This window comes from Planctomycetota bacterium (genome assembly GCA_026387035.1).
Taxonomy (GTDB): Bacteria; Planctomycetota; Phycisphaerae; order FEN-1346; family FEN-1346; genus JAPLMM01.
Map to the genome: position 1 here is coordinate 1 of JAPLMM010000075.1, position 20,181 is coordinate 20,181.

Here is a 20,181-nt window from a genome sequence, read left to right on the forward strand (position 1 = left end):
ACGGCTTTGCGTGGGACGTTCTCCGAGCGCCGGGCGGCTCCGCGGGGCCGCGCGTCGGCCGACTGACGACCCCGCATGGCGCCGTCGAGACGCCGGCGTTCATTCCGGTCGGCACGAAAGCGACCGTCAAGGGCGTAGGCCCCGAAACGCTTCGGGACCTCGGCGTCCAAATGGTCCTGGCCAATACGTACCATCTGGCCCTTCGGCCGGGGGCGGACGTGGTGCGCGCCTTGGGCGGGCTGCATGCCATCATGGGGTGGGACGGTCCGATCCTGACGGATAGCGGCGGCTTCCAGGTGTTCAGCCTCGCGGACCTTCGCGGACTGACCGACGAGGGGGTCACGTTCCGGAGCCACATTGATGGCGCCCAGATGACGCTGACGCCGGAGTCAGCCGTTGCAATCCAGAACCAGTTGGGCGCCGATGTGATCATGGCGCTGGACGTGTGTCCGCCGTATCCGTGCCCGCGCGCGGAGGTGGCGGAAGCCGTCCGCCGGACCCTCGACTGGGCCGAGCGGTGCCGCGAGGTCCACCGGGATCCGCGACAGGCTTTGTGGGCCATCGTGCAAGGCGGGGTCGAGAAGGATCTGAGGCTCGCGTGTGCGAAGCGGCTGGTGGCGATGGATTTTCCCGGCTATGCGATCGGCGGCGTAAGCGTCGGCGAGGGTCACGACCATCTCGTGGAGGTCGTGGAGTGGACGGCCCCGCGCCTGCCGCCGGACAAGCCGCGCTACCTCATGGGCGTCGGCGAGATGCGCGACGTGGTGGCGGCCGTCGCGCGGGGTGTGGATTTCTTTGACTGCGTCCTCCCGACGCGCAATGGGCGCAACGCGAGCGCCTTCACGTTTGATGGGCCGATACGCGTTCGGAACGAGCAGTTCCGGACGGACACCCGGCCGTTGGAAGCGGATTGCGACTGCCCGGCCTGCCGGCGCTTCAGCCGGGGGGCGCTTCGGCACCTTTTCATGGCAGGCGAGATGCTGGGACCTATCCTCCTGAGCATGCACAACTTGCGGTTCTACACGCGCCTGTTCGAGCGCCTGCGGGAGGGGATCCGCGAAGGTCGCCTGGAAACCGTGGGCCAGGCATTACTTGACAGATACGGCGGCAAAGCATAAAAGGGAGGCCCTGGAACCTGCCTCGGACGCCGGTTTTCGCCGGCGCGAGGCACTTGGAAAGGATCGGACTCGTGAAAACGTACGCACTGGTGGCTCAAACGGCGGAGCCGGCCCCGAAGCCTGACGGGGAACAGCAGCCCGGCGCCAACTACAACTGGCTCATCATGATGGTGCTGGTCTTCGGCGTGTTTTATCTTCTGGTCTGGCGGCCGCAGAGCAAGAAGCGCAAGGACGAAGAGAAGAAGCGGCAGGACATGCTGACGTCGCTCCAGAAGAGCGCTCACGTGGTGACGATCGGCGGCATCCACGGGATCGTCGCGTCCGTCGGGGAGGACGAAGTCGTCCTGAAGATAGACGAAAAGTCGGACGTGCGGATCCGCGTGTCCCGCAGCGCCATCCACCAGGTGATCGGGCCTGAAGGCGAGGGTGAGGAGAAAGACAAGAAGGCGTAGGATCTTCGAAGGTAATTTCGGACCGCGGAACGCCGGCGCGGACCGGAACGCGGGAACGGTGTCTGCTCCAGCAAACCGAGGCCGACATGAACCGAGGCGTCTATGTTGTCAGCCTGATCTTCATCGCCGTTGTGGTGGGCGTTCCGCTCATCACCGTTGGACTCGACCCGCAGGGCTCCCTCTATGACCTGTTCCGGCTGGGCATCGACCTGGAAGGCGGGACGAGCCTGATTTACGAACTTCGGCCGCCGTCGCCCGACGCCTCGCCGCCCTCCGCCGCCGAGGCGAAGCACGTCATCCTGGGCCGCATCGATCCCCAGGGCACGCGTGGGTACATCGTCCGGCCGATCGGCAAGCGCCGGCTGGAGATCGTGTTGCCGGGCCGGCGGACCGAACTGAAGGTCATGAGCGTCGAAGCGCTGACCGAGGCGGACCTGAAGGCCGGCGCGGCCCAGACGCCGGAGGAAGTGAAACCCTTTGCCGGCGGATCGCGCCTGGTGATTCGCCTGAAGCCGCCGCTCTACCTGGATGACGTGCGCAACAGGATCCAGGAGGAGAGTCGCCAGGGAACACCCGGCGAGGCGACCGCCTGGCGGGTGCTGGGCGCCAAGGCGTCGGGCGACCAGTACGAGGAGATCGCCGTCTGGTTGCCCCTGACGCCGAGCGACAAGGAAGGCATCGCGAGGTGGGAAGACCTGATTCAGCGGGCCCTCAGGACGCAGCGCGACGTGTCGCGCGTCAAAAGGCTGGTGAAGCAGGCAGGGTTCCTTGAGTTTCGGATCGTCGCGGACCGCGTGAAGGACCGGGACAAGGCGAACTTCGATCGGCTGGTGCGCCTGAAGCAGGACGGCCACCCGCCGGACAATCCCCGCTATCGCTGGTATCCGATGAAAAAAGGGTACGAGCGCTACCGGGACGGGGCGCTCGACGCGTGGAATTTTGTCTACGTCGTCGACAAGGAGACCAAGACGGTCGAGGTGCTGGTGGACGTGGGCGACGGCCAGGATGTGACCGGCCAGGACCTGAGCCGGGCGCGCGGCGACACGCAGGACGGATACCCGATTGTCCACTTTTGGATGGAGCCGAAGGCCGAGGCGCGCTTCGCCCGGCTGACGCAGCCCGAGAACAAGGGCCGACAACTCGCGATTATTCTGGACGATGTGATTCAGTCGGCGCCCGTCCTCAAGGCGCAACTGTCGAAGGGTGGTATCATCGAGGGCTATGCGAACAATGTCCGCGAACGCGACGACGTTGTGACGATCCTGAACTCGGGCCAATTGGCCGCCAGCCTCGGCGACCCCATTGCCGAGCGAACCGTCGGCCCCGAACTCGGGCGGGACAACATCGAGAGGGGCATGAAGGCAATGGCCATCGGCCTGGCGCTGGTGGTGGCCTTCATGGCCGGGTACTATCTGTTTGCGGGACTCGTTGCCGACATCGCGCTTCTGCTGAACCTTCTGCTGATCATCTGCATCATGCACTGGATGCACCAGTCGTGGACCTTGCCCGGCATCGCAGGCCTTGTCCTGACGATGGGCATGGCCGTGGACGCGAACGTGCTGATTTATGAGCGCCTTCGTGAAGAGAAGGGCCGCGAAGGAAGCCTCGCCTTCGCACTCAAGCGGGCTTACAGCCGCGCCTTTCGCACCATCCTGGACTCGAACCTCACGACGCTGATTCCGGCGTTCATCCTGCTCCTTCCGCAATTGGCGACCGAGGAAGTGAAGGGGTTTGCCATCGTCATCATCGTCGGCATCCTGACGAGCATGTTCGCGGCCCTGATCGTGGCGCGAATGATTCTCGAGGGAGCGCTGGCGCTCGGCCTTGCAAAGAAGATGACGATGCTCCAGTTGTTCCGCGCCCCGAACATCAACTGGATGCGGCTGGCGCGTGTGGCGATAGTGGTTTCCGGCGTGCTGGTTCTCGCCGGGGCGATTGCCTTCTACAATCGCGGGGCCGATAAATACGACATCGAGTTCACGGGCGGCACGCAGGTGGAATTGGCCCTTCGCGTGCCCAAGGGACAAAGCGAGGTCGGAATCGAAGAGGTTCGGCGGCGCGTGACGGCGGCGCTGGGTCCCGGGGCGACCGTTCAGGAACTCCAGTACGAGCAGTCCGCGATTCGGCACGAGGAAGGGGCGGAAGCCTCTCCGCGGCTGAACCGCTTTCTGATCAGCGTGGCGACGAGCGCTGGGGCGGCGGCCAATGAGGCGTCGGTCAAGGCCTCGCTCTCGGATGCCTTTGCGGAGTTAAGGCCCGAATCTCGGACGGGCGAGGCGGAGGCAAGGGCTTCGGAGATTACCGAGGACCTGATTCGCGCGCGGCTACTGGAGACGAAGGCGACCGCGGCCGGCGTGACGCCGGGGCCCGAGAGTCCCCAGACGGCGGGCGTCCGCTTTATTCCGCCGGCGTACCGGCAGTACTTCGGGAAGATCCGGCTGGCGGTCACGCTGGCGCCGCCGAGGACGCTTCAGGAGGTCCGCAGGCGGATTGACGTCTTCCTGCGCGACCGGTACCCCAACCTCACGAACACGCTGTACCGCGTGGATGGGGTTCGAGCGGCCGAGAGAACTGGTGAGTACGATTCCTGCGAAGTGTGGATCGCGGAGGATTTCAAAGGGTCGCGCGGAAACATGCCGGCCCCGGCCTTCTGGACGGACGTGGTGCGGTCGTCGCTTGGGGCGGAGGAGGCCTTTGCCTCCACGACCAGTTTCGAGCCCACGATGGCCGCAGAGGCTTGGAACAAAGCCGTCATCGCCATCGTCTTCTCGCTGCTGGCGATCATCCTGTACATGTGGTTCCGGTTCGCCAAGGCGGGATATGGCGTGGCGGCTGTTGTCGCCCTCGTCCATGACGTCTTTATCACCTTGGGCGCGGTGGCGTGCACGGCGGCTGTGGCGGCGTGGTGGACGGGCAACCCGCTCCTCATCACCGACATGCGCATCAATCTGCCCATGGTCGGGGCGTTCCTGACCCTCATTGGCTACTCGGTGAACGACACCGTTGTCGTCTTCGACCGCATCCGCGAGAACCGGGGCAAGTTCGGCGAGTTGTCCGTGGACGTGGTGAACCGCAGCATCAACCAGACACTCTCGCGCACGATCTGGACCAGCGCCACCACGATCGTCACCGTGGCCGTGCTCTACGTCCTCGGCGGGACCGCCTCGACGGTCCACGGCTTCAGTTTCGTCCTGACGCTCGGCATCGTCATCGGGACGTACTCCTCGGTGGCCATTGCCTCGCCGCTCCTCGTCCTGCGGGGGTACTTGTTCCGGGTCTATGTGTGGGCGTTCCCGGTGCTGGGATTCCTCGTGCTGGGGTACTACGCGGTCGTGTGGCAGTCCTTCGGAACGTGGGTCGGCTGGGTGTTGGCCGGCGTCCAGATAGCCTGGATCGTGCTGGCCACGTGGGCCTTGTGGGCGTTCGCCTACGAGCGTCCCTGGGGTCTGAAGGAAAAGGCCCCCGGACTGGCCACGGCCCTGGCGGTGGTGGGGTTGCTGATGGTGCCCGCCATGGTGGTCTTCTGCCTCCTGATGCTCTTTGCGCCGGAGAGGACGGGCTGGGCGGGGCCCGCCGCCGTCAGGGCCTTGACGACGCTTCCCGCCTCGTACGCGCTTTACCGGTTGGTCTGGGGAACCGCGCGACAACAGCCACGGAAAAAGTGATGTCCTTCCCCCGGAATCACCGATAGACTCGGCGGGAGAAGGATAACCGCGGCTCTGGTTGAATCTCAGAGGTGACTGATGCGCCTTGTGACCAAGGCGATCCTGCTGCTTTCCCTCGTAGCCGTTGGCGTCGTCGTCCTCTGCCTCGCCGGCCGACGGGACGGTCTGCGAAGCGACCGCCAGACACGCCCGCGCGTCGAGACCTCGGACGGCGGCTCGCGCGTCCTTCAGGATCCCCTGGCGGCCTATGAGCGATGGCGCAACCGCCTGGCCCAGGAAAACCGCAACCCGGCCAACGGGCATCCTGAATCCGTCGGCCAGGGCGCGACCGGCCGGCCGCCGGCCCACGATCTCGAGTCCAGTGCCCAGGACGAAGGCACGGTCATCGCCCTCCAGACGCAGCATCCGGTTGTCGGCGCCGACCCGCCGGGACCGACCCTGAAGCCCGAAGGTGTGGAAGGCACGGTCGTCAATGCGCGCTGGCTGCCTCAAGATGAGGACGCCGGACGGGTTCACGTCATTCAGCCTGGGGATACCCTTTACGAGATCGCGCGCGAGCGCTACGGGGATACGTCGTACGCGCGGCTGATCGAGGCGGCCAATCCGGGCGTCAACGTCCTGGCCCTGAAGATCGGCGATCGCCTCGTCCTGCCCGAGAAACCGAAACCGCAAGAAGCCAAGGTCGCGCCGACGCCGTCGCAAACCAAGGTTTACGTCGTGCAGAAGAACGACACGCTCATCGGCATCGCCCGCCGTTTCTACGGCGATGCGGCGATGTACCGCAAGATCTACGAAGCGAACCGGGATGTCCTTCCCTCCCTCAACGCCACCCTCTACGTCGGACAGACGCTGCGCCTTCCGGAACCGCACTAACGCCCGCCGCCGTTCGAGCCGCGACCGGAAGGTCGCGGTCACGTTTCCAATCGCCGGCGTTCGACTTACGCCAACCGGCGATTGTGGATAACTTTTTAGAGGGAGTTTTGGGGGGTATTTTTGGGCGATTTTTGGGAACCCACCGGCCCTGGCGCTAGCGTCCGGGGGTTTTTTTCGGCGGACGGGGTGCTATTGGTAAGATGGGCTAGCGGTTTTTTGCCGTTTTTGACCCCCTTTTTGCACGTTTTTGACCGGTTTTTACCGGTTTTTGTGCCCTTTTTCGCACTTTTTCCATCCATGTCATGTGCATACCTTTATGTTAATAACTTTTTTTCGACGTGTTTGGCACGGGAATTGCGCGCCGGCCTTAACCGCAAAGGACGCCAAGGACGCAAAGGGAGGATTGGGGAACCCGGCTTCGTCCCGGCGCGCCGGGCCGACAGGCCGAAGGCCTGAGACAATCCAGCCTGGGGCGCCGCCCCAGGTGGCGGGGACGGGGGAAGGGGTCTGAGCCCTGTAGGGGCGAAACAACCTCGCGCTTTTGTTGCGCCCCTTCAGGGCTTGGTGATGAAAAAAGAATTATGCTTTGCTTGCTCTCGCGGACCCAGGCCGCTGGCCTGGGCTTTTTTGTTTCAGGCCTTCGGCCTGACCTCAAGCCTCAAGCCTCTCGCCCCGTCGAGCCGCCTGTGGCGACAAGCCTGCCGTTGAAGCGCGTCCCCGGAAATTCCCCTGAAAAAGTAGCATGTCCCCATTTTCCCCCATTTTCCCCGTGGTTGACGATGCAAAAAGTTCTCGCGCCCGTGGCTAGAGCACAGTCCGCCCCTACGGGGCTTAGGAAAAAGTTTTTGGGGGTCACGGGTTCCCCGGCCTTGCGGTCGGGGCTAGCCACCCGCTCCCCTTCCGGCTTCGCCCCCTCCCTTGCGGTCGGGGCTAGCCAACCGCTCTCCTTCCGGCTTCACCCCTCCCTTGCGGTCGGGGCTAGCCATCCGCTCCCCTTCGGGTCCGGAATCGGGCATTGTTTCCCCCGGGATCGCCCGCTATAATGCCGCGGACCTCCTTCGCAAGGCGCGAAAGGCGCCTCGGCGGCAAGGGGCCTTGGTTTGCCGGGTTAGCCAAAGGAGCGACACATGATGATTCGTTGCGAAGTGTTTCGTTTTTCCGCGCTGGCCTTGCTGGCGTGGCTGGCGGCGGCTCCGGCGATCGCCTCCGCGGAAGTCTATGAACTGCGGACCTACACGACCCAGGAAGGCCGGTTGGACGCCCTGAACGCGCGCTTCCGGGACCACACGGTGCGCCTGTTCCAGAAGCACGGCATGGAGTCGGTCGGCTACTGGGTGCCGACGGACGAGCCGAAGTCAAAGAACACGCTGATTTACGTGCTCAAACACAAGAGCCGCGAGGCCGCGAAGGCGTCGTGGCAGGCTTTTCTGGCGGACCCCGAGTGGAAGCGAGTGGCGGAGGAATCGGAAAAGGACGGGCGGATCCTGGCCAAGGCGCCGGAATCGGTGTTCCTGAACGCGACCGACTACTCGCCGGCGTATTCTCCCGACGAGAAAAGCGGCAACAAAAGCGCCGATGCCGTCTTCGAACTTCGGATTTACCGAACCAACGAAGGAAAACTCAAGAACCTGGACGCGCGTTTCCGGGACCACACGATTAGCCTCTTCAACCGGCACGGGATACGTTCGGTCGCCTACTGGCACCCGGCGGACGAGCCGGATTCGAAGGACACGCTGATTTACCTTCTGCGGCACGAAAGCCGCGAAGCCGCCAAGGCGTCCTGGCAGGCCTTTGTCGGGGACCCCGAGTGGAAGCAGGTCGCCCAGGAATCGGAAAAGGAGGGGCGGATCCTGCGGGAAAGGCCGGAGGCGATCTACCTGAAGGCGACGGATTACTCGGCGATGCAGTGACCGGCCGCCGATTCCGGCGACAGGCGACCGCTCTATCTGCCTTCGGACCCACGCGACCGGGACGAGAAGGGGCGAAGCGATGAGTGTGCCAACCCTTCCCTCGCGTGACTTCCGGTGCAAGCCCGACTTCGACGAGTGCATGGCGCGGATTTATGCCTGGTACGAGCAACGGGTCCTCGACCGGCCGCCGGTGCGGTTCCACCACCACAACGTCGAATACGAACGGCGCCGCACGGTGGACGGCCCGTGGAAGACGCCGGAGGAGCGCTGGCTCGACGTGGAGTTCCAGGTCAAGGCCTTCGTCGCATCCCTGGGCGGAACCCAATTCCTGGGCGAGACGTTTCCCGTCTTCTGGCCGAACCTCAGCGCCGTGGTGTACAACCTGTTCCTGGGCCAGGAGGCCGTGTTCGACGACGTCACGGCCTGGACGCACCCTTGCGTGGACGACCTGGAGCATCTGCCCGACCTTCGGGTCCAATGGGAAAACAAGTATTTCCTCGCGGTGGAGGCCCTGACGCGCCGGGCGCTGGAAGCGGCCGAAGGAGAGTTCATGGTTGGATATACCGATATGTATGCCGGCATCGACTGCACGATGGGCCTGCGCGGCATGGAGCGAATGTGCCTCGACCTGATGACACAACCCGAGCGGATCCAACGGCTGATAGACGCGGCGTTCGCCGAATATCCCCAGGTGTATCGCCACTTCGACGCGGCGCTCAAGGCCCACGGGCAGCTGTCGGTGACCTGGATGAACCTGCCCAGTTTTGAAACCTTCAACGTGCTGGCCTGCGATTTTGCGACGAACATTTCGGCGGAGCACTTCGAGGAGTTCTGCCTGCCCGTCCTTCGCCGGGAGGCGGAGTTGTTCCGGCACAACGTGTTTCACATGGACGGCCCCGGCGTGGCGAGGCACGTGGACGCGATTCTGACGCTGCCGAACCTGGCGGCCGTGCAATGGGCGCAAGGATACGGCCGGGACAAGCCGATCCTGCAGTGGGTGCCGCTGATTGAGAAGATCCGGCAGGCCGGCAAGAGCGTCATCGTCGACCTGGAACCGGAGGAAATCGAGAAATTCATGGCCAAGGTGGACCCCGCGGGTATCATGCTCTGGGTGCCCGCCGAGCCGAAAGATCAGCAGGACGTCCTCGAAAAGGTAAGGACGTGGTAGTCGCATGAAAGACGCCATCCCCGCGCTGTTGACCGTAAGAGGCATCAGCAAAACGTTCCCCGGCGTGAAGGCGCTCGACCGGGTGGATTTCGACCTGAAGCCGGGCGAAGTGCACGCGCTGGTCGGCGAGAATGGGGCGGGCAAGAGCACCTTGATGCTAATCCTCGCCGGCGCCTGCGAGAGGGATGAAGGGGTCGTCTGCGTCGAGGGCGTGGAGCAGGAACTGGAGAGCCGGCGTGCGGCGGAAAAGGCGGGGATCCGCATCGTCTTCCAGGAGAGCAGCCTCCTTCCGAACGTCACGGTGTGCGAGAACCTTTTCAGCGGGGAACCGCCGCTGGGGACGCTGGGCCAGGTCAGTTGGAAGCGCATGGACCAGGAGGGAGCCGCTCTCCTGAAAGCGCTCCACATCGATGTGGACCTCCACGTCCGCGCCGGCTCGCTGTCCACCACCACGCAGAAGCGGATCGAAATCGCCCGCGCCCTCGCCAAAGACTTCAAGATACTCATACTGGACGAACCCACGGCTGCGATTACCGTTGAGGAAACCGAGCAGCTCTTCGGGGTGATCGCGAAGTTGAGAGAGCAAGGCAAGAGCATCATCTACATATCCCATCGCATCAAGGAGATCAAGGAGATTTCCGACCGGGTGACGATCCTGAAGGACGGCGCGTTGGTCGGCACCTACGAGGTCGGCGATGTCACGGAGAGAGATATCTGCGAACGCATGGTGGGACGCGAACTCATCGACTTCCACTATAGGAGCCAGGCCAAAGAGAAGGTGGTCCTGGAAGTGAACGGTCTATCGGGAACGCATTTTCGGGATATCTCCTTTGCCCTCCGCGAAGGGGAGTTCCTCGCCCTTGCCGGGTTGACGGGGGCCGGACGCACGGAGTTGGCGCTCTCCCTTTTCGGCGCGCTTCCGATAGACGGCGGCACCGTGGCCATCGACGGGCGGACACGCAGGATTCGATCGCCGTGGGAAGCCATGAAAGCCGGCATCGGCTACGTGACCGAGGACAGGAAGAAGTTGGGGCTCTTCCTGGAAATGGGCATCGCCGAGAACATGGAGTCCAACAACATCGACAGCCTGACGCCCGGCCCTTTGTCTTCGAGAAGGCGCATCGAGAGGATGGCGCTTCGGAACGTGGAGAACTTCAACATCCGGTGTTCGGGCATCGACCAGAAGGTCCAGACGTTGAGCGGCGGCAACCAGCAGAAGGTCTGTCTCTCTCGCTGGATCTCGTACAGGCCCCGGATCCTCATCGTCGATGAGCCGACCAAAGGCGTCGACGTGGGGGCCAAGGAGGAGATATACACCCTGCTGAATCGGTTGACCCGGGAGGGGATCTCCATCATCATGATCAGCTCCGATATGCTCGAGACCCTCTCCCTGGGCGACCGCATCCTGGTCATGCACGAAGGAAGCATGATGCGGATCGTGGACCGGGACGGCATCGGCGAGGAAGATATCGTGGCATGGGCATCGGGCCTGGACCGTGACGGGGCGGCATCGTGAGCGACGCGGGGAGTTCCATCGCCGGCAGGAAGTCGCCGGATTGGCGACGGTTCACCCGAACTCTCGCAGGATCAAGGAGTCTCCATCTTTTAGTGATCACCGCAGCCATCTCGCTCGTTGCGACCCTGACCCTCGGCACGCGATTCGCCAATGCCAGCAACGCCAAGGCCGTGCTGATAAGTTTCGTCTCCACCGGCTTCATTTCACTTGGAATGATGATGCTTCTGATAAGCGGCGTCTTCGATCTTTCGGTCGGCTCGGTCTACGCCATCGGCATGATCATGGTGGCCTTCTTCATCAAGACTCTCAACCTTCCGTGGCCGCTTGCCATCGCGGCCTCCCTTGCCACGTGCGCTGTCTGCGGCGCGATGAACGGGTTCCTGGTGACAAAAATGCGGATCAACCCTTTGATCGCCACCCTGGGCACGATGGGGATTCTCAGGGGACTGGCGATCATCGTCGGGGGCGTTGGAGTCAGCGGTTTGCCGCTATCCTTCAAGATGCTCGGACAGTCCGACTTCCTGGGACTTCGGCTTCCGATATGGTTCTTCGTTGTCACGGCAATCGCGTTTGTCTTGATGTTCCGGTACCTGAAGTTCTTTCGCAAGTTCTACTTTGTCGGCGGGAACAAGGAAGCGGCCAGGTTATGCGGAATCGACGTGGACAGGGTTTGGTTCAGCGGATTTGTGATCATGAGCCTGCTTGCCGGACTTGCCGGAATCCTCCACTGCGCCCGTCTGGGCTCGTCGACCGGGCAGGCGGGGATGGGAATGGAGATGCAGGTCATCGCGGGAGTCGTCATCGGCGGGGCGAGCATCAAGGGCGGCAAGGGAACGATCCTGGGCGGTGTGGTGGGCGCCCTTTTCATGGCGCTGGTCTTTAACATCATGGTCATCGGCGGGGTCTCGGCATACTGGCAGAGGATCGTGGAAGGAGCGATCCTGATTCTCGCCGTCTACACCGACGTGGTGATGGGAGAGGGCTACTTCCGGAAGATCTTCAGAAGGAAAACGCCCTCGGCGCCGCCCGGTTAGTACAACAGTGCCACTTGACCCGTTTGCGCGGTGGGTCTCCGCACCCACCGCGCAAGAAATAACTTTCTTGGCCCGTGGCGCGGCGGGTGCGGAGACCCGCCGCGCAAAGTGGCGCTGTAGTGTCAGGTCAACGCGGTGAACGAAAGGAGAGGAATGAGATGAACAGATGCCTTTCCGTTTCGGTGTTTCTGCTGGCGTCCGGTCTCCTGCTGTGTACGGGGTGCGACACGGAAAAGACGGCCGAAACCGCTGGGGCCGCGGCGGATCATAGCGATGAACTCTACATCATGGCCACCATGTACTCGGCCCATCCGGTGCTCAAGCCGGACCTGTACTACTTTAAGCGAAAAGGCGAGGCGCTCGGCGTTAAGACCCTGATGGTGGGTCCTCCCGACAACAACCTGGAGCTCTATATTGAAGCGCTCGAACAGGCCATTGCCCAAAAGCCTGCCGGTCTTGCCATCAACGGGCTCGACCCGGCGATCGTTGACCTGATTGACAGGGCCATGGACCAGGGCATTCCTGTGGTCCTCTGGGATGCCGACCTTCCGACGAGTAAGAGGATCACCTATATTGGCACCAACTGGCCGCAGTTGGGCGTCCGCCTCGCGGATGCGATGGCTCCCCTGGTCAACCGGAAGGGGAAAGTGGGACGCCTGGGAAATATCTCCCAGCCCCATATCACGGCGGCCATGGAGATGTTCAAGACGCACATGGCGAAGATCGCCCCCGACGTGGAAGTGCTCGATGTTGCGGACGACAAGGGCATGATCGATGCGGCGGAAGCGTCGGCAAACGCCCTTATCCAGAAGCATCCGGACATCGTGGGGATTGCCGGTTTTGACGGCAGTTCGGGCGGAGGAATCTGTCCGGCCGTCAAGAGCGTGGGCAAGGCGGGCGTTATCAAGGTGGTCATCAACGACCTGACCCCGACCCACATCGAGTTCTTGAAAGACGGCAGCGCGCAGTACGTCTCGGGACAGAAGAGGAATATATTCGGCCCTCTCGCTCTCCAGGTTCTGTTCGACATCAACCATCAGGGCTATGCCTTTACTTCCAGCATCGCGAACGACGCCGCCCTCGGCATCTACCAGGCTCCCGACAAGATCGACACCGGGTTCATTGATGTGACGCCGGAGTCGGTGGTGGAGTTTGAGAAAGCGCAGCAAGAACTCTTGAAACGCGCACCTGGGTGAGGAGGTGCATGCGACGATGGTGCGATGCATTCAACGCGCGCGGGACTTTGCAGCCGAGGGAGGGGAGTCCGTAGGGAGGCAGAGGCGGCGACAGATTCACGGTTGGTTCACTTCCGGGGCATCAAGGGGAATAAAGCGGCCTTTGCGGCGAACTCAGGACGGTATCATTTTGTATCGCGGATGAGTCGTGTGATGAGAACGCATTAGGAGAGATTCTAAAGTCAGCAAAGCATATCGACATACGCCGTTTTCTTGTGAAAAAACATTCTCCCTTGTCCTGGTCTCTGTGTTGGTTGCGGCCGTTAACGGACAGGTCGGGCTATGGCGGGCAGGTTGCGGAGTGCAAGAGGCAAGGCAGAATGCAGAAGGCAGAAAGCAGAACAGAGAACCCGGAAACCGGAGCCCGGAAAGCGGAAAGAGAAGCAAGGCATCGAGGCGAGACCCGTTCGACTCCGTTTCGGCGCGCCGGGAATCGGGATGACAGATCGCACAGAGCGGCGTGGGCTTGAGGTGGGGGGAACGATTGCGGATTTCGGCCCGCCTCTGCCCCTGCTTCGCCAAGGCTACGCAGGGCTACGGCGGGTAAAATTGCGGCCCGCCTCCGGCCCTTCGACAGACTCAGGGCTACGGCGGGTAAAATTGCGGCCCTCCTCCGCCCGCCGGGGCGGGGCTTCCGCCTTCGCCGAGGCTACGGCGGACAAGAAGGCGGGTCTCCGCTGCGCTTCGACAGGCGGGGCGCCGGGTGAGAGAACCCGGAATTTTCTGCAATTCGCACGGGGTTCTGCTCGTTAAGCCTATAGCATCTCTGGCGTTTTCGGAAGGGTGTCTGTGCAAACACGAGGAAGGGGAAAGGCCATGAAAGCGGCAGCGATTATTTTCATCGCGGTTCTGGCGTTGGCGGCAGGGTTTGCCGCGGCGGAGGATCCGTTCGAGGCAGCCGGCAAGAACACGGCCGGCGTTGTTGCGGCGGACGACCGCGCCAAACTGGCCGAGGTCGAGGCCCTGTTTGCGGCCGGAAAGTTCGACGAGGTCGCGGAGCCCGCCCGTGTGCTCCTGCGAACCGCCAAGGATGAAACGGTGAAGACCGGGGCCGCGCGCCTGATTGCCGAGTCGCTCCGCAAGAAGGGCGACTGGAAGGTGGCGGCCGGGGCCTACACGAAGTTGGCCGAACGTTACGAAAAGGGGTCGGACGACCAGGTCAAGGCCGCCGCCACCGGCGAGGTTCTCCTGGCCTCTCCGACGGGCGTCTATCCGCCGCTGGAAGCGGCTGCCGCAAACGCCGAGGCCGCCGCAGGAACGGTTGCCCCGGCCCCGTCCACCGGCCAGCCCGCAGCCGCCAACCTGGCCGATGATGCCTACCTGGCCCGGGCCCTGGCGTGCCTGGCCCCCATCCGGGCTGAGAAACTCAAGGCCCGCGTGGCCACCATCAGGAAGGCCCGCACGCCGCAAGAGGCCCAGGCGGCCTTTGCGGCCCTGGCCGAGGAGTTGCGCCAGGCCAGGGTCCTCTCGAACAGCCTTTCGGCCGATCCGGAGAAGGCCGTGGCCGGCGCCGCGGGCAAGCAACTGGCGGACCTCGGCCAGCAGATTTTGACGGCGCTGAACGCGAAACTGGCGGGGTTCCAGGCGGCCATCAAGAGGAACGCCCTGACTCTCAGCCAGCGAAAGAACATGGAGAGTTGCCAGGCCCTCTGCACGGACCTGGCGAAGACCGAGGGCAGTTTTCAGGCCACGGCGGGGAAGTTGAACGGCCTGAGCGGTTCGGCGGATGCCGCCAAACTGTCCGGTGAGAGCGCTCAGCGCCAGGCGGAATACACGGAACTCGCCCAGGCCTTCGTTCCGCCCCCGGTGGAGAACCGCGACTACCAGGGCGGCGGTTGGGGCGGCGGTTGGGGTGGCGGTTGGGGCGGCGGTAGGACCGGCGGAGGCGGAGGACGGCGCGGGGGGTGACACGCTCGCCGGTACGATTGTCCTTGCAGGGGCGGCCCCCGTGGCTGCCCCTTGCTTTGCGCGGCAGTGCCCCTTGCGAAGGGACGTCGCCGTGTCCAGCCGTCTTTTAACCGCAGAGGAAGTGAACGGAAAACGGGTCAGGATGAGCCGGCGAGGCGGCCGGAGGAGAAGGCCCACTGGAGGTTGAAGCCTCCGGAGGGAGCGTCGAGGTCGAGGATTTCGCCGGCGAAGGCGAGGCCGGGGAGCCGTCGGCTGGCCAGGGTCTGCGGGTCCACCTCTTTCAAGGCCACGCCGCCGCGCGTCACCATCGCGCGGTCCCAGCCTTCGGTGGCCGTGACCGTGAGGGGCAGCGCGGTGAGGAGGTCGGCGAGGGCGCGGCGAGCCGGCCGGGAAACCTGAGGCGGTCGCGTGGCGGGGTCGAGGCCGGCGAGTCGGCAGAGGAGGTCGGCGAGGGCGCGCGGGAAGTGGGCGGCGAGGAGTGTGCGGAGGGTCTTTCGTCCCTCGGAGAGGGGCCAGGAGTCGAGGCGTGCGAGCCATTCGGCGCGCGTGGTGCGCGGGGCGAGGTTGAGGCGCAGGGGCACCTCGGCGCGGTCGCTGAGGAGGACGGCGACGTCGCCCGACAGGTCCAGGACGGCCGGGCCGGAAAGGCCGGTGTGGGTGAAGAGGATGTCGCCGGTGATGCCGGCGCGCGGGCGTCCGGGGATGTCGATGCGGGCGCGAGCGGGGGAGAGAGCGAGTCCGGCGATTTCGCGCGGCCAGGTTTCGCGCGTGACGAGGGGGACGAGGGCGGGGGTGGGTTCGACGATGGTATGTCCGGCCTGGCGTGCGAGGGCGTAGCCGGAGCCGGTGGCGCCCAGGTCGGGGTAGCCTTTGCCGCCGGTGGCGAGGATGACGGCGTTTGCGGCGACGCGACCGCGGGAGGTTTCGAGGCCGCGGAGGGCGTCGCCTTCGATCCAGAGGGCGCGGGCGGTGGCGGCGAGGCGTAGGCGGACGCCGAGTTCGCGGGCGCGGCGGACGAGGGCGCGCTGGACATCTGCGGCGGAGTCGGAGACGGGAAAGACGTGGAGCCCGTCGGGGGCGGCGGTGGGGACGCCGAGGAAATGGAGGAATCGGCGAAGGGCGTCGGGGCCGAAGGCGGCGAGTGCGGGCAGGATGAAGCGTCCGTGGCGTCCGAATCTCGCGGGGAACTCGTCGGGGGGGAGGGTGCTGGTGAGGTTGCATCGACCGCCGCCGGTGGCGAGGAGTTTGACGCCCGGGCGCGGGAGTTGTTCGAGGAGGACGACCCCGCCGGCCACGGCACGAGCCGTACCCGTGCCAGGGGCGCGCCGGGATTCGGCGGCGGCGATGGCGGCCAGGAGGCCGGCGGGTCCGGCGCCGACGACGGCGAGGTCGAACACAGGTTCGGGCATCAGGGAGACCTTTCGCGGGGTTCATTATACAGCGATTTGCGGCGGATGGGATTGCGGATTGCAAAACCGCCGTCGCCCCCGGCGCGCCGGGGTTTCGGCGTGGCAAGCAAGCGCGGCGGCTAAATGTGGGCGGCGAAACAGGCGCGGGGGGCGAAAGGCGAGCGCCGCGCAAGCGCGGCGGCTAAATGTGGGCGGCGCGCGGCGGGCAGGCGGCGAACGGCGCGCAGTGGTTGACGTGAAGCGCGCTAACCGGATATATTAATCGCAGTGGAAGAGGCGGGACGATAGGACAGCGGGTGCGCCTGTAGCTCAAGCGGAAAGAGCAACGGCCTTCTAAGCCGTAGGTTGCAGGTTCGAGTCCTGCCAGGCGCGCCACATTTTCAAGTCCGAGGACGGCATCCCGCAGCCCGCCACGACGGGTGAAATTCGCCCCGGCGCGCCGGGGCTCATCTGCGGGCGTTAACGGCACGCGGGGAAGGATGGTCCCGCGGATTCATCCCGACTTCATCGGGATTCATCCGCGGGCTTTGGGGTGCGCGGTCGGGCGTTAATGGCGCGCGGCGCACGGCCGGACAAGACCGGCCGTGCCACACATGCATGCGGGGCGCGGCGCGCGGGAGGGAGGAGGCGGGAGTCGCTGTGAAGCGGCTGCGGGTGGTGATCTTGACGGATGAGTCGCTCGTGCCGCCGGCGGACTACGCGGGCGCGGATTACACGGACGAGCCGTGGAGGATGGAGCGGGACATCGAGGTCGCGCTTCGGGGCCTGGGTCACGAGGTGCGCGTGCTGGGTGTGGTGCGGAACCTGGAGGCGATCGAGGCGGTGCATCGCGAGTGGCGACCGCACGTTGCGTTCAACCTGCTGGAAGACGTGTACGGGGTGATCGCGTACGACCACAACATGGTGTCGTTCCTTGAGTTGATCGACCTGGCGTACACGGGTTGCAACCCGCTGGGGCTGGTGGTGTCGCGCGACAAGGCGCTGACGAAGAAGTTGCTGGCGTACCACCGGATTGCGGTGCCGCGGTTTATGGTGTGCCGGCCGGGGCGGGCGGTGCATCGGCCGAAGGGTCTGGAGTTTCCGCTGATCGTCAAACCGCTGCTGGAGGATTCGTCGGCGGGGATCAGCCGGCAATCGGTGGTGGAGGACGACGCGAGTTTGGTCGAGCGGGTGAAGTTCGTGCACGAGCGGTTCGAGAGCGATGCGATCGTGGAGGAGTTCATCGCGGGCCGGGAATTGTACGTGGGCGTGATCGGAAATTATCGTCTGGAGGTGTTGCCGGCGTGGGAACTGACGATTGCGAATCAGCCGGAGGGCGTGCCGCTGGTGGCGACGGCGCGGGTGAAATGGCATCGGGGATACCAGAAGCGACTGGGTGTGAAGACGCGACCGGCGAAGGATTTGCCGGAAGGGTTCGCGTCGCGTCTTGCGCGGCTGAGCCGGCGCATTTATCGGGTTCTGGGGCTGAGCGGGTACGCGCGGCTGGACTATCGGTTGGGGGCGGACGGGCGGGCGTACCTTGTGGAAGCGAACGCGAACCCGCAGTTGGCGCGCGGGGAGGATTTTGCGGCGTCGGCGGAGCATGGGGGCGTGTCGTACGCGGAACTGATTCAGCGGATCGTGAGTTTGGGTCTGCGGTGGAAGGAGGCGCACGCGATCGAGTGAGGGGGCGGGGAATTAGTGCGGAGTGCGGAGTGCAGAGTGCGGAGTGAACGGCGAACGGCACGGCATTATGGGGGCGGGGCGTCCTCATCGAGGATGCGGATGTTGTTGTATTCGAGGAGCGTGCCCTTGGCGCGTTCGAGTTGGGCCAGGCTCATCATGTAACCGGCCATGGCCTGGATCTCGCGGACCTTGGCGTCGGCGAGGTCGCGCTGGGTGTCGAGGAGGTCCTTCTGGAGAGCGGCGCCGGCGCCGAGGTTGGCTTGCTGGTCGTGGAGTGTCTGCTCGGCGGCGAGGCGTGCGGCGCGGGTTGAGGCGATGGCTTCCTCGGCGGCGGCGAGGTCGCGGACGGCGTTGCTGACCTCGAGGAGGAGTTGCTGGCGGACGTCCTCGCGTTCGACGAGGGCCTGGGTCCGTTCGAGTTGTGCCCGCTCGTAGGCGGCGATGCGGGAGCGGTTGCCGAGCGGCACCTCGAGTTCCACGCCGACCGTCCAGTCGTAGAACTCCGTGCCGAACTGTTCCTTCATGGCCCGCCAGGTCTTGGAGTCGAGCCCCGTGAAGCCATAGGCCCCCTGGAGGTCGAGGCGCGGGAGCCGCTGGTTGCGCGCAACGCGTTCCATGAGACCCATCTGCTGGAGCCGCACGTCGGCTTGCTGGATTTCGGGGCGGTACTTCATGGCGGCGAGCATGGCGCGCTGGAGCACGGCGCGCGTGGTGGGGACGGGATTGGCGAGGGGTTGCTCGGAGGCCGCCAGAAGGGTCGGCTCTTCGAGGGGGAGCGCGGGATCGTTGATGAGGCGCTTCAGGTGGTCGCTGGTGCGGGCGCGCTGGAGGCGTGCCACGATCAAGTCGGTCTGGCGGCTGGTGACGGCGCTTTCGGCGAGGCTGACGATGAGGCGTTTGTCCTTGCCCTCCTGGAACCGCAGGCGGACGATGCGGAGGTTCTCCTCGGCGGCCGAGAGAGACTCGTCGAGCGCATCCACGCGTTCCTGGGCCACGACGAGGTTCCAGTAGGTCTGCTCGACCTCCAGAAGGGTGTCCATGAGTTGACGCTTGAAGTCGGCGAGGCTGATCTGGTGGTCGAGGTTCGCCAGGACAATGGGGCCTTTGGCGATCTCCTGGCCGGCGCCGCGCAGGAGCGGCTGGGCGACCGAGAGGCCGATGTCGGTCGCGTAGCGCGGATTGGGGTCGTAAAACGTGCTGTTCGAGTTCAGCATCGTCCAGCCCTGGGAGAGGGCGACCGACGCGCCGGTCGGCAGAAGGGTACGGGCGCCGGACTGGAAGTCCCACTGTTTGGAGGAGAGGGTTCCGGCGCCGGCGAGGAACGTGCCGGTGTCCTGGCGGAGCCGGCTGAGGGCGTTGTTGAGGAACCACGAGGGGTCGAAGAGGGCTTCGGCCTCGACGATGGCCGTCCGGGCGATCGCGGGGGCGAACCGGGCGATCTGGATCTTCAGGTTATTGACGAGCGCCCGGCGCAGGCAGGCCTCGAGGGTCACCGCCGCGCCCTCGCCCGAGCGCTCCAGCGGCGCCAGGAAGCCCTCAGGTCCGCCGGGCGAGGGGGATGGGGAGCCTGGTTCGCCGGCGGGCTTGCCCGCCGTGGCAGCAGGTTCGGCGCGGGGGAGGGTTTCAAATCGGCCGGCCGTGCGGGCCAGGGGGGCCTCTTCGAGTGCGGCGGCGTGGCGGGCATAGGCGTTGCAGACTTCGCTACCGGCCGCATCGAGGGCGCGGGCGTTGGATCGGCACCCGGCCAGGGCGACGACCGCGGCCGCGGCGACCGCCAGCGGCAGGACGCGGCGAAGACAGACTCGCGCGTAGGTCCGCGACATCGTGGTTCCGTGTTTCTCAACTGGGCCCGCGTCCCCCGCGCGGGCCGATCGTTCCCATAGCATAACTATTGCGGTCTGTTAATCAACTCCGAATTGGAGGGGACGATCGCGGCGGCGCGGCGCTGGAATTTGTCGCGGGGCGAATCGCCCGAGCGCGCCGTGCACACGGTCACGAGTACCAGGCCGGCGGCCAGGACCCGGCTAGCGGTCTGCCTGTTCATGGTCTCACCCGGCGAAGGGCGCTCGGGCCGGGCCGGTCAACTGCGCCACGGGCGGCTTCTCTTGAGATTGTTCAAGACCTTTTTCGCGATGCCGACATCCTCGGCGATCTCGAAGTCGAACATGCCCGCCAGGGCGTGGTCGGCGCCGTTCGCAAAAACGTATTGAAAGGCGTCTTGCGGCGGT

The 20,181-nt window shown here is 65.0% G+C and carries 13 protein-coding genes and 1 tRNA gene; 12 read left to right on the forward strand and 2 right to left on the reverse strand.

What is annotated here, in order from left to right:
- The 10 genes from tgt to NTX40_02510 form a co-directional block, all read left to right on the forward strand.
- Nucleotides 1–1,118: tRNA guanosine(34) transglycosylase Tgt (gene tgt / locus NTX40_02465; protein ID MCX5647951.1), on the forward strand; the 1,118-nt coding region annotated here is incomplete at its 5' end.
- Nucleotides 1,119–1,189: 71 nt separating this feature from the next.
- The gene (gene yajC, locus NTX40_02470) at nucleotides 1,190–1,570 is read left to right on the forward strand and encodes a preprotein translocase subunit YajC (GenBank protein MCX5647952.1); all 381 of its coding nucleotides are present in this window, start codon (nucleotides 1,190–1,192) and stop codon (nucleotides 1,568–1,570) included.
- A gap of 86 nt (nucleotides 1,571–1,656) precedes the next feature.
- Complete coding sequence (secD, locus tag NTX40_02475) at nucleotides 1,657–5,235, forward strand: protein translocase subunit SecD (GenBank protein ID MCX5647953.1); 3,579 nt, start codon at nucleotides 1,657–1,659, stop codon at nucleotides 5,233–5,235.
- A gap of 87 nt (nucleotides 5,236–5,322) precedes the next feature.
- On the forward strand, nucleotides 5,323–6,108 hold the full coding sequence (locus NTX40_02480; protein ID MCX5647954.1) for a LysM peptidoglycan-binding domain-containing protein: 786 nt from the start codon (nucleotides 5,323–5,325) through the stop codon (nucleotides 6,106–6,108).
- A 1,127-nt stretch (nucleotides 6,109–7,235) separates the two neighbouring features.
- A complete protein-coding gene (locus tag NTX40_02485; protein ID MCX5647955.1) occupies nucleotides 7,236–8,018 on the forward strand; it encodes an NIPSNAP family protein in 783 nt (260 codons plus the stop codon).
- Nucleotides 8,019–8,097: 79 nt separating this feature from the next.
- The gene (locus NTX40_02490) at nucleotides 8,098–9,186 is read left to right on the forward strand and encodes a hypothetical protein (GenBank protein ID MCX5647956.1); all 1,089 of its coding nucleotides are present in this window, start codon (nucleotides 8,098–8,100) and stop codon (nucleotides 9,184–9,186) included.
- Between the two features lie 4 nt (nucleotides 9,187–9,190).
- Nucleotides 9,191–10,702 (forward strand): sugar ABC transporter ATP-binding protein, encoded by a 1,512-nt coding sequence (locus NTX40_02495; GenBank protein ID MCX5647957.1) that lies wholly within the window; start codon nucleotides 9,191–9,193, stop codon nucleotides 10,700–10,702.
- Nucleotides 10,703–10,794: 92 nt separating this feature from the next.
- Nucleotides 10,795–11,736, forward strand: a complete 942-nt coding sequence (locus NTX40_02500; GenBank protein MCX5647958.1) for an ABC transporter permease — start codon at nucleotides 10,795–10,797, stop codon at nucleotides 11,734–11,736.
- Nucleotides 11,737–11,894: 158 nt separating this feature from the next.
- Nucleotides 11,895–12,932: a substrate-binding domain-containing protein gene (locus NTX40_02505; GenBank protein MCX5647959.1), complete on the forward strand. Its 1,038-nt coding sequence runs from the start codon at nucleotides 11,895–11,897 to the stop codon at nucleotides 12,930–12,932.
- 855 nt (nucleotides 12,933–13,787) lie between these two features.
- The gene (locus NTX40_02510; GenBank protein ID MCX5647960.1) at nucleotides 13,788–14,879 is read left to right on the forward strand and encodes a hypothetical protein; all 1,092 of its coding nucleotides are present in this window, start codon (nucleotides 13,788–13,790) and stop codon (nucleotides 14,877–14,879) included.
- A 137-nt stretch (nucleotides 14,880–15,016) separates the two neighbouring features.
- On the opposite strand, the gene NTX40_02515 is transcribed toward NTX40_02510, so the two are convergent.
- Nucleotides 15,017–16,288 (reverse strand): NAD(P)/FAD-dependent oxidoreductase, encoded by a 1,272-nt coding sequence (locus NTX40_02515; GenBank protein MCX5647961.1) that lies wholly within the window; start codon nucleotides 16,286–16,288, stop codon nucleotides 15,017–15,019.
- A gap of 298 nt (nucleotides 16,289–16,586) precedes the next feature.
- Here NTX40_02515 and NTX40_02520 point away from each other — a divergent pair.
- Nucleotides 16,587–16,663, forward strand: a tRNA-Arg gene (locus NTX40_02520).
- Nucleotides 16,664–16,927: 264 nt separating this feature from the next.
- Nucleotides 16,928–17,953, forward strand: coding sequence for a D-alanine--D-alanine ligase (locus tag NTX40_02525; GenBank protein MCX5647962.1), 1,026 nt, complete (start codon nucleotides 16,928–16,930; stop codon nucleotides 17,951–17,953).
- 65 nt (nucleotides 17,954–18,018) lie between these two features.
- Here NTX40_02525 and NTX40_02530 read toward each other — a convergent pair whose 3' ends face one another.
- Nucleotides 18,019–19,776, reverse strand: coding sequence for a TolC family protein (locus NTX40_02530; GenBank protein ID MCX5647963.1), 1,758 nt, complete (start codon nucleotides 19,774–19,776; stop codon nucleotides 18,019–18,021).
- Nucleotides 19,777–20,181: the final 405 nt, after the last annotated feature.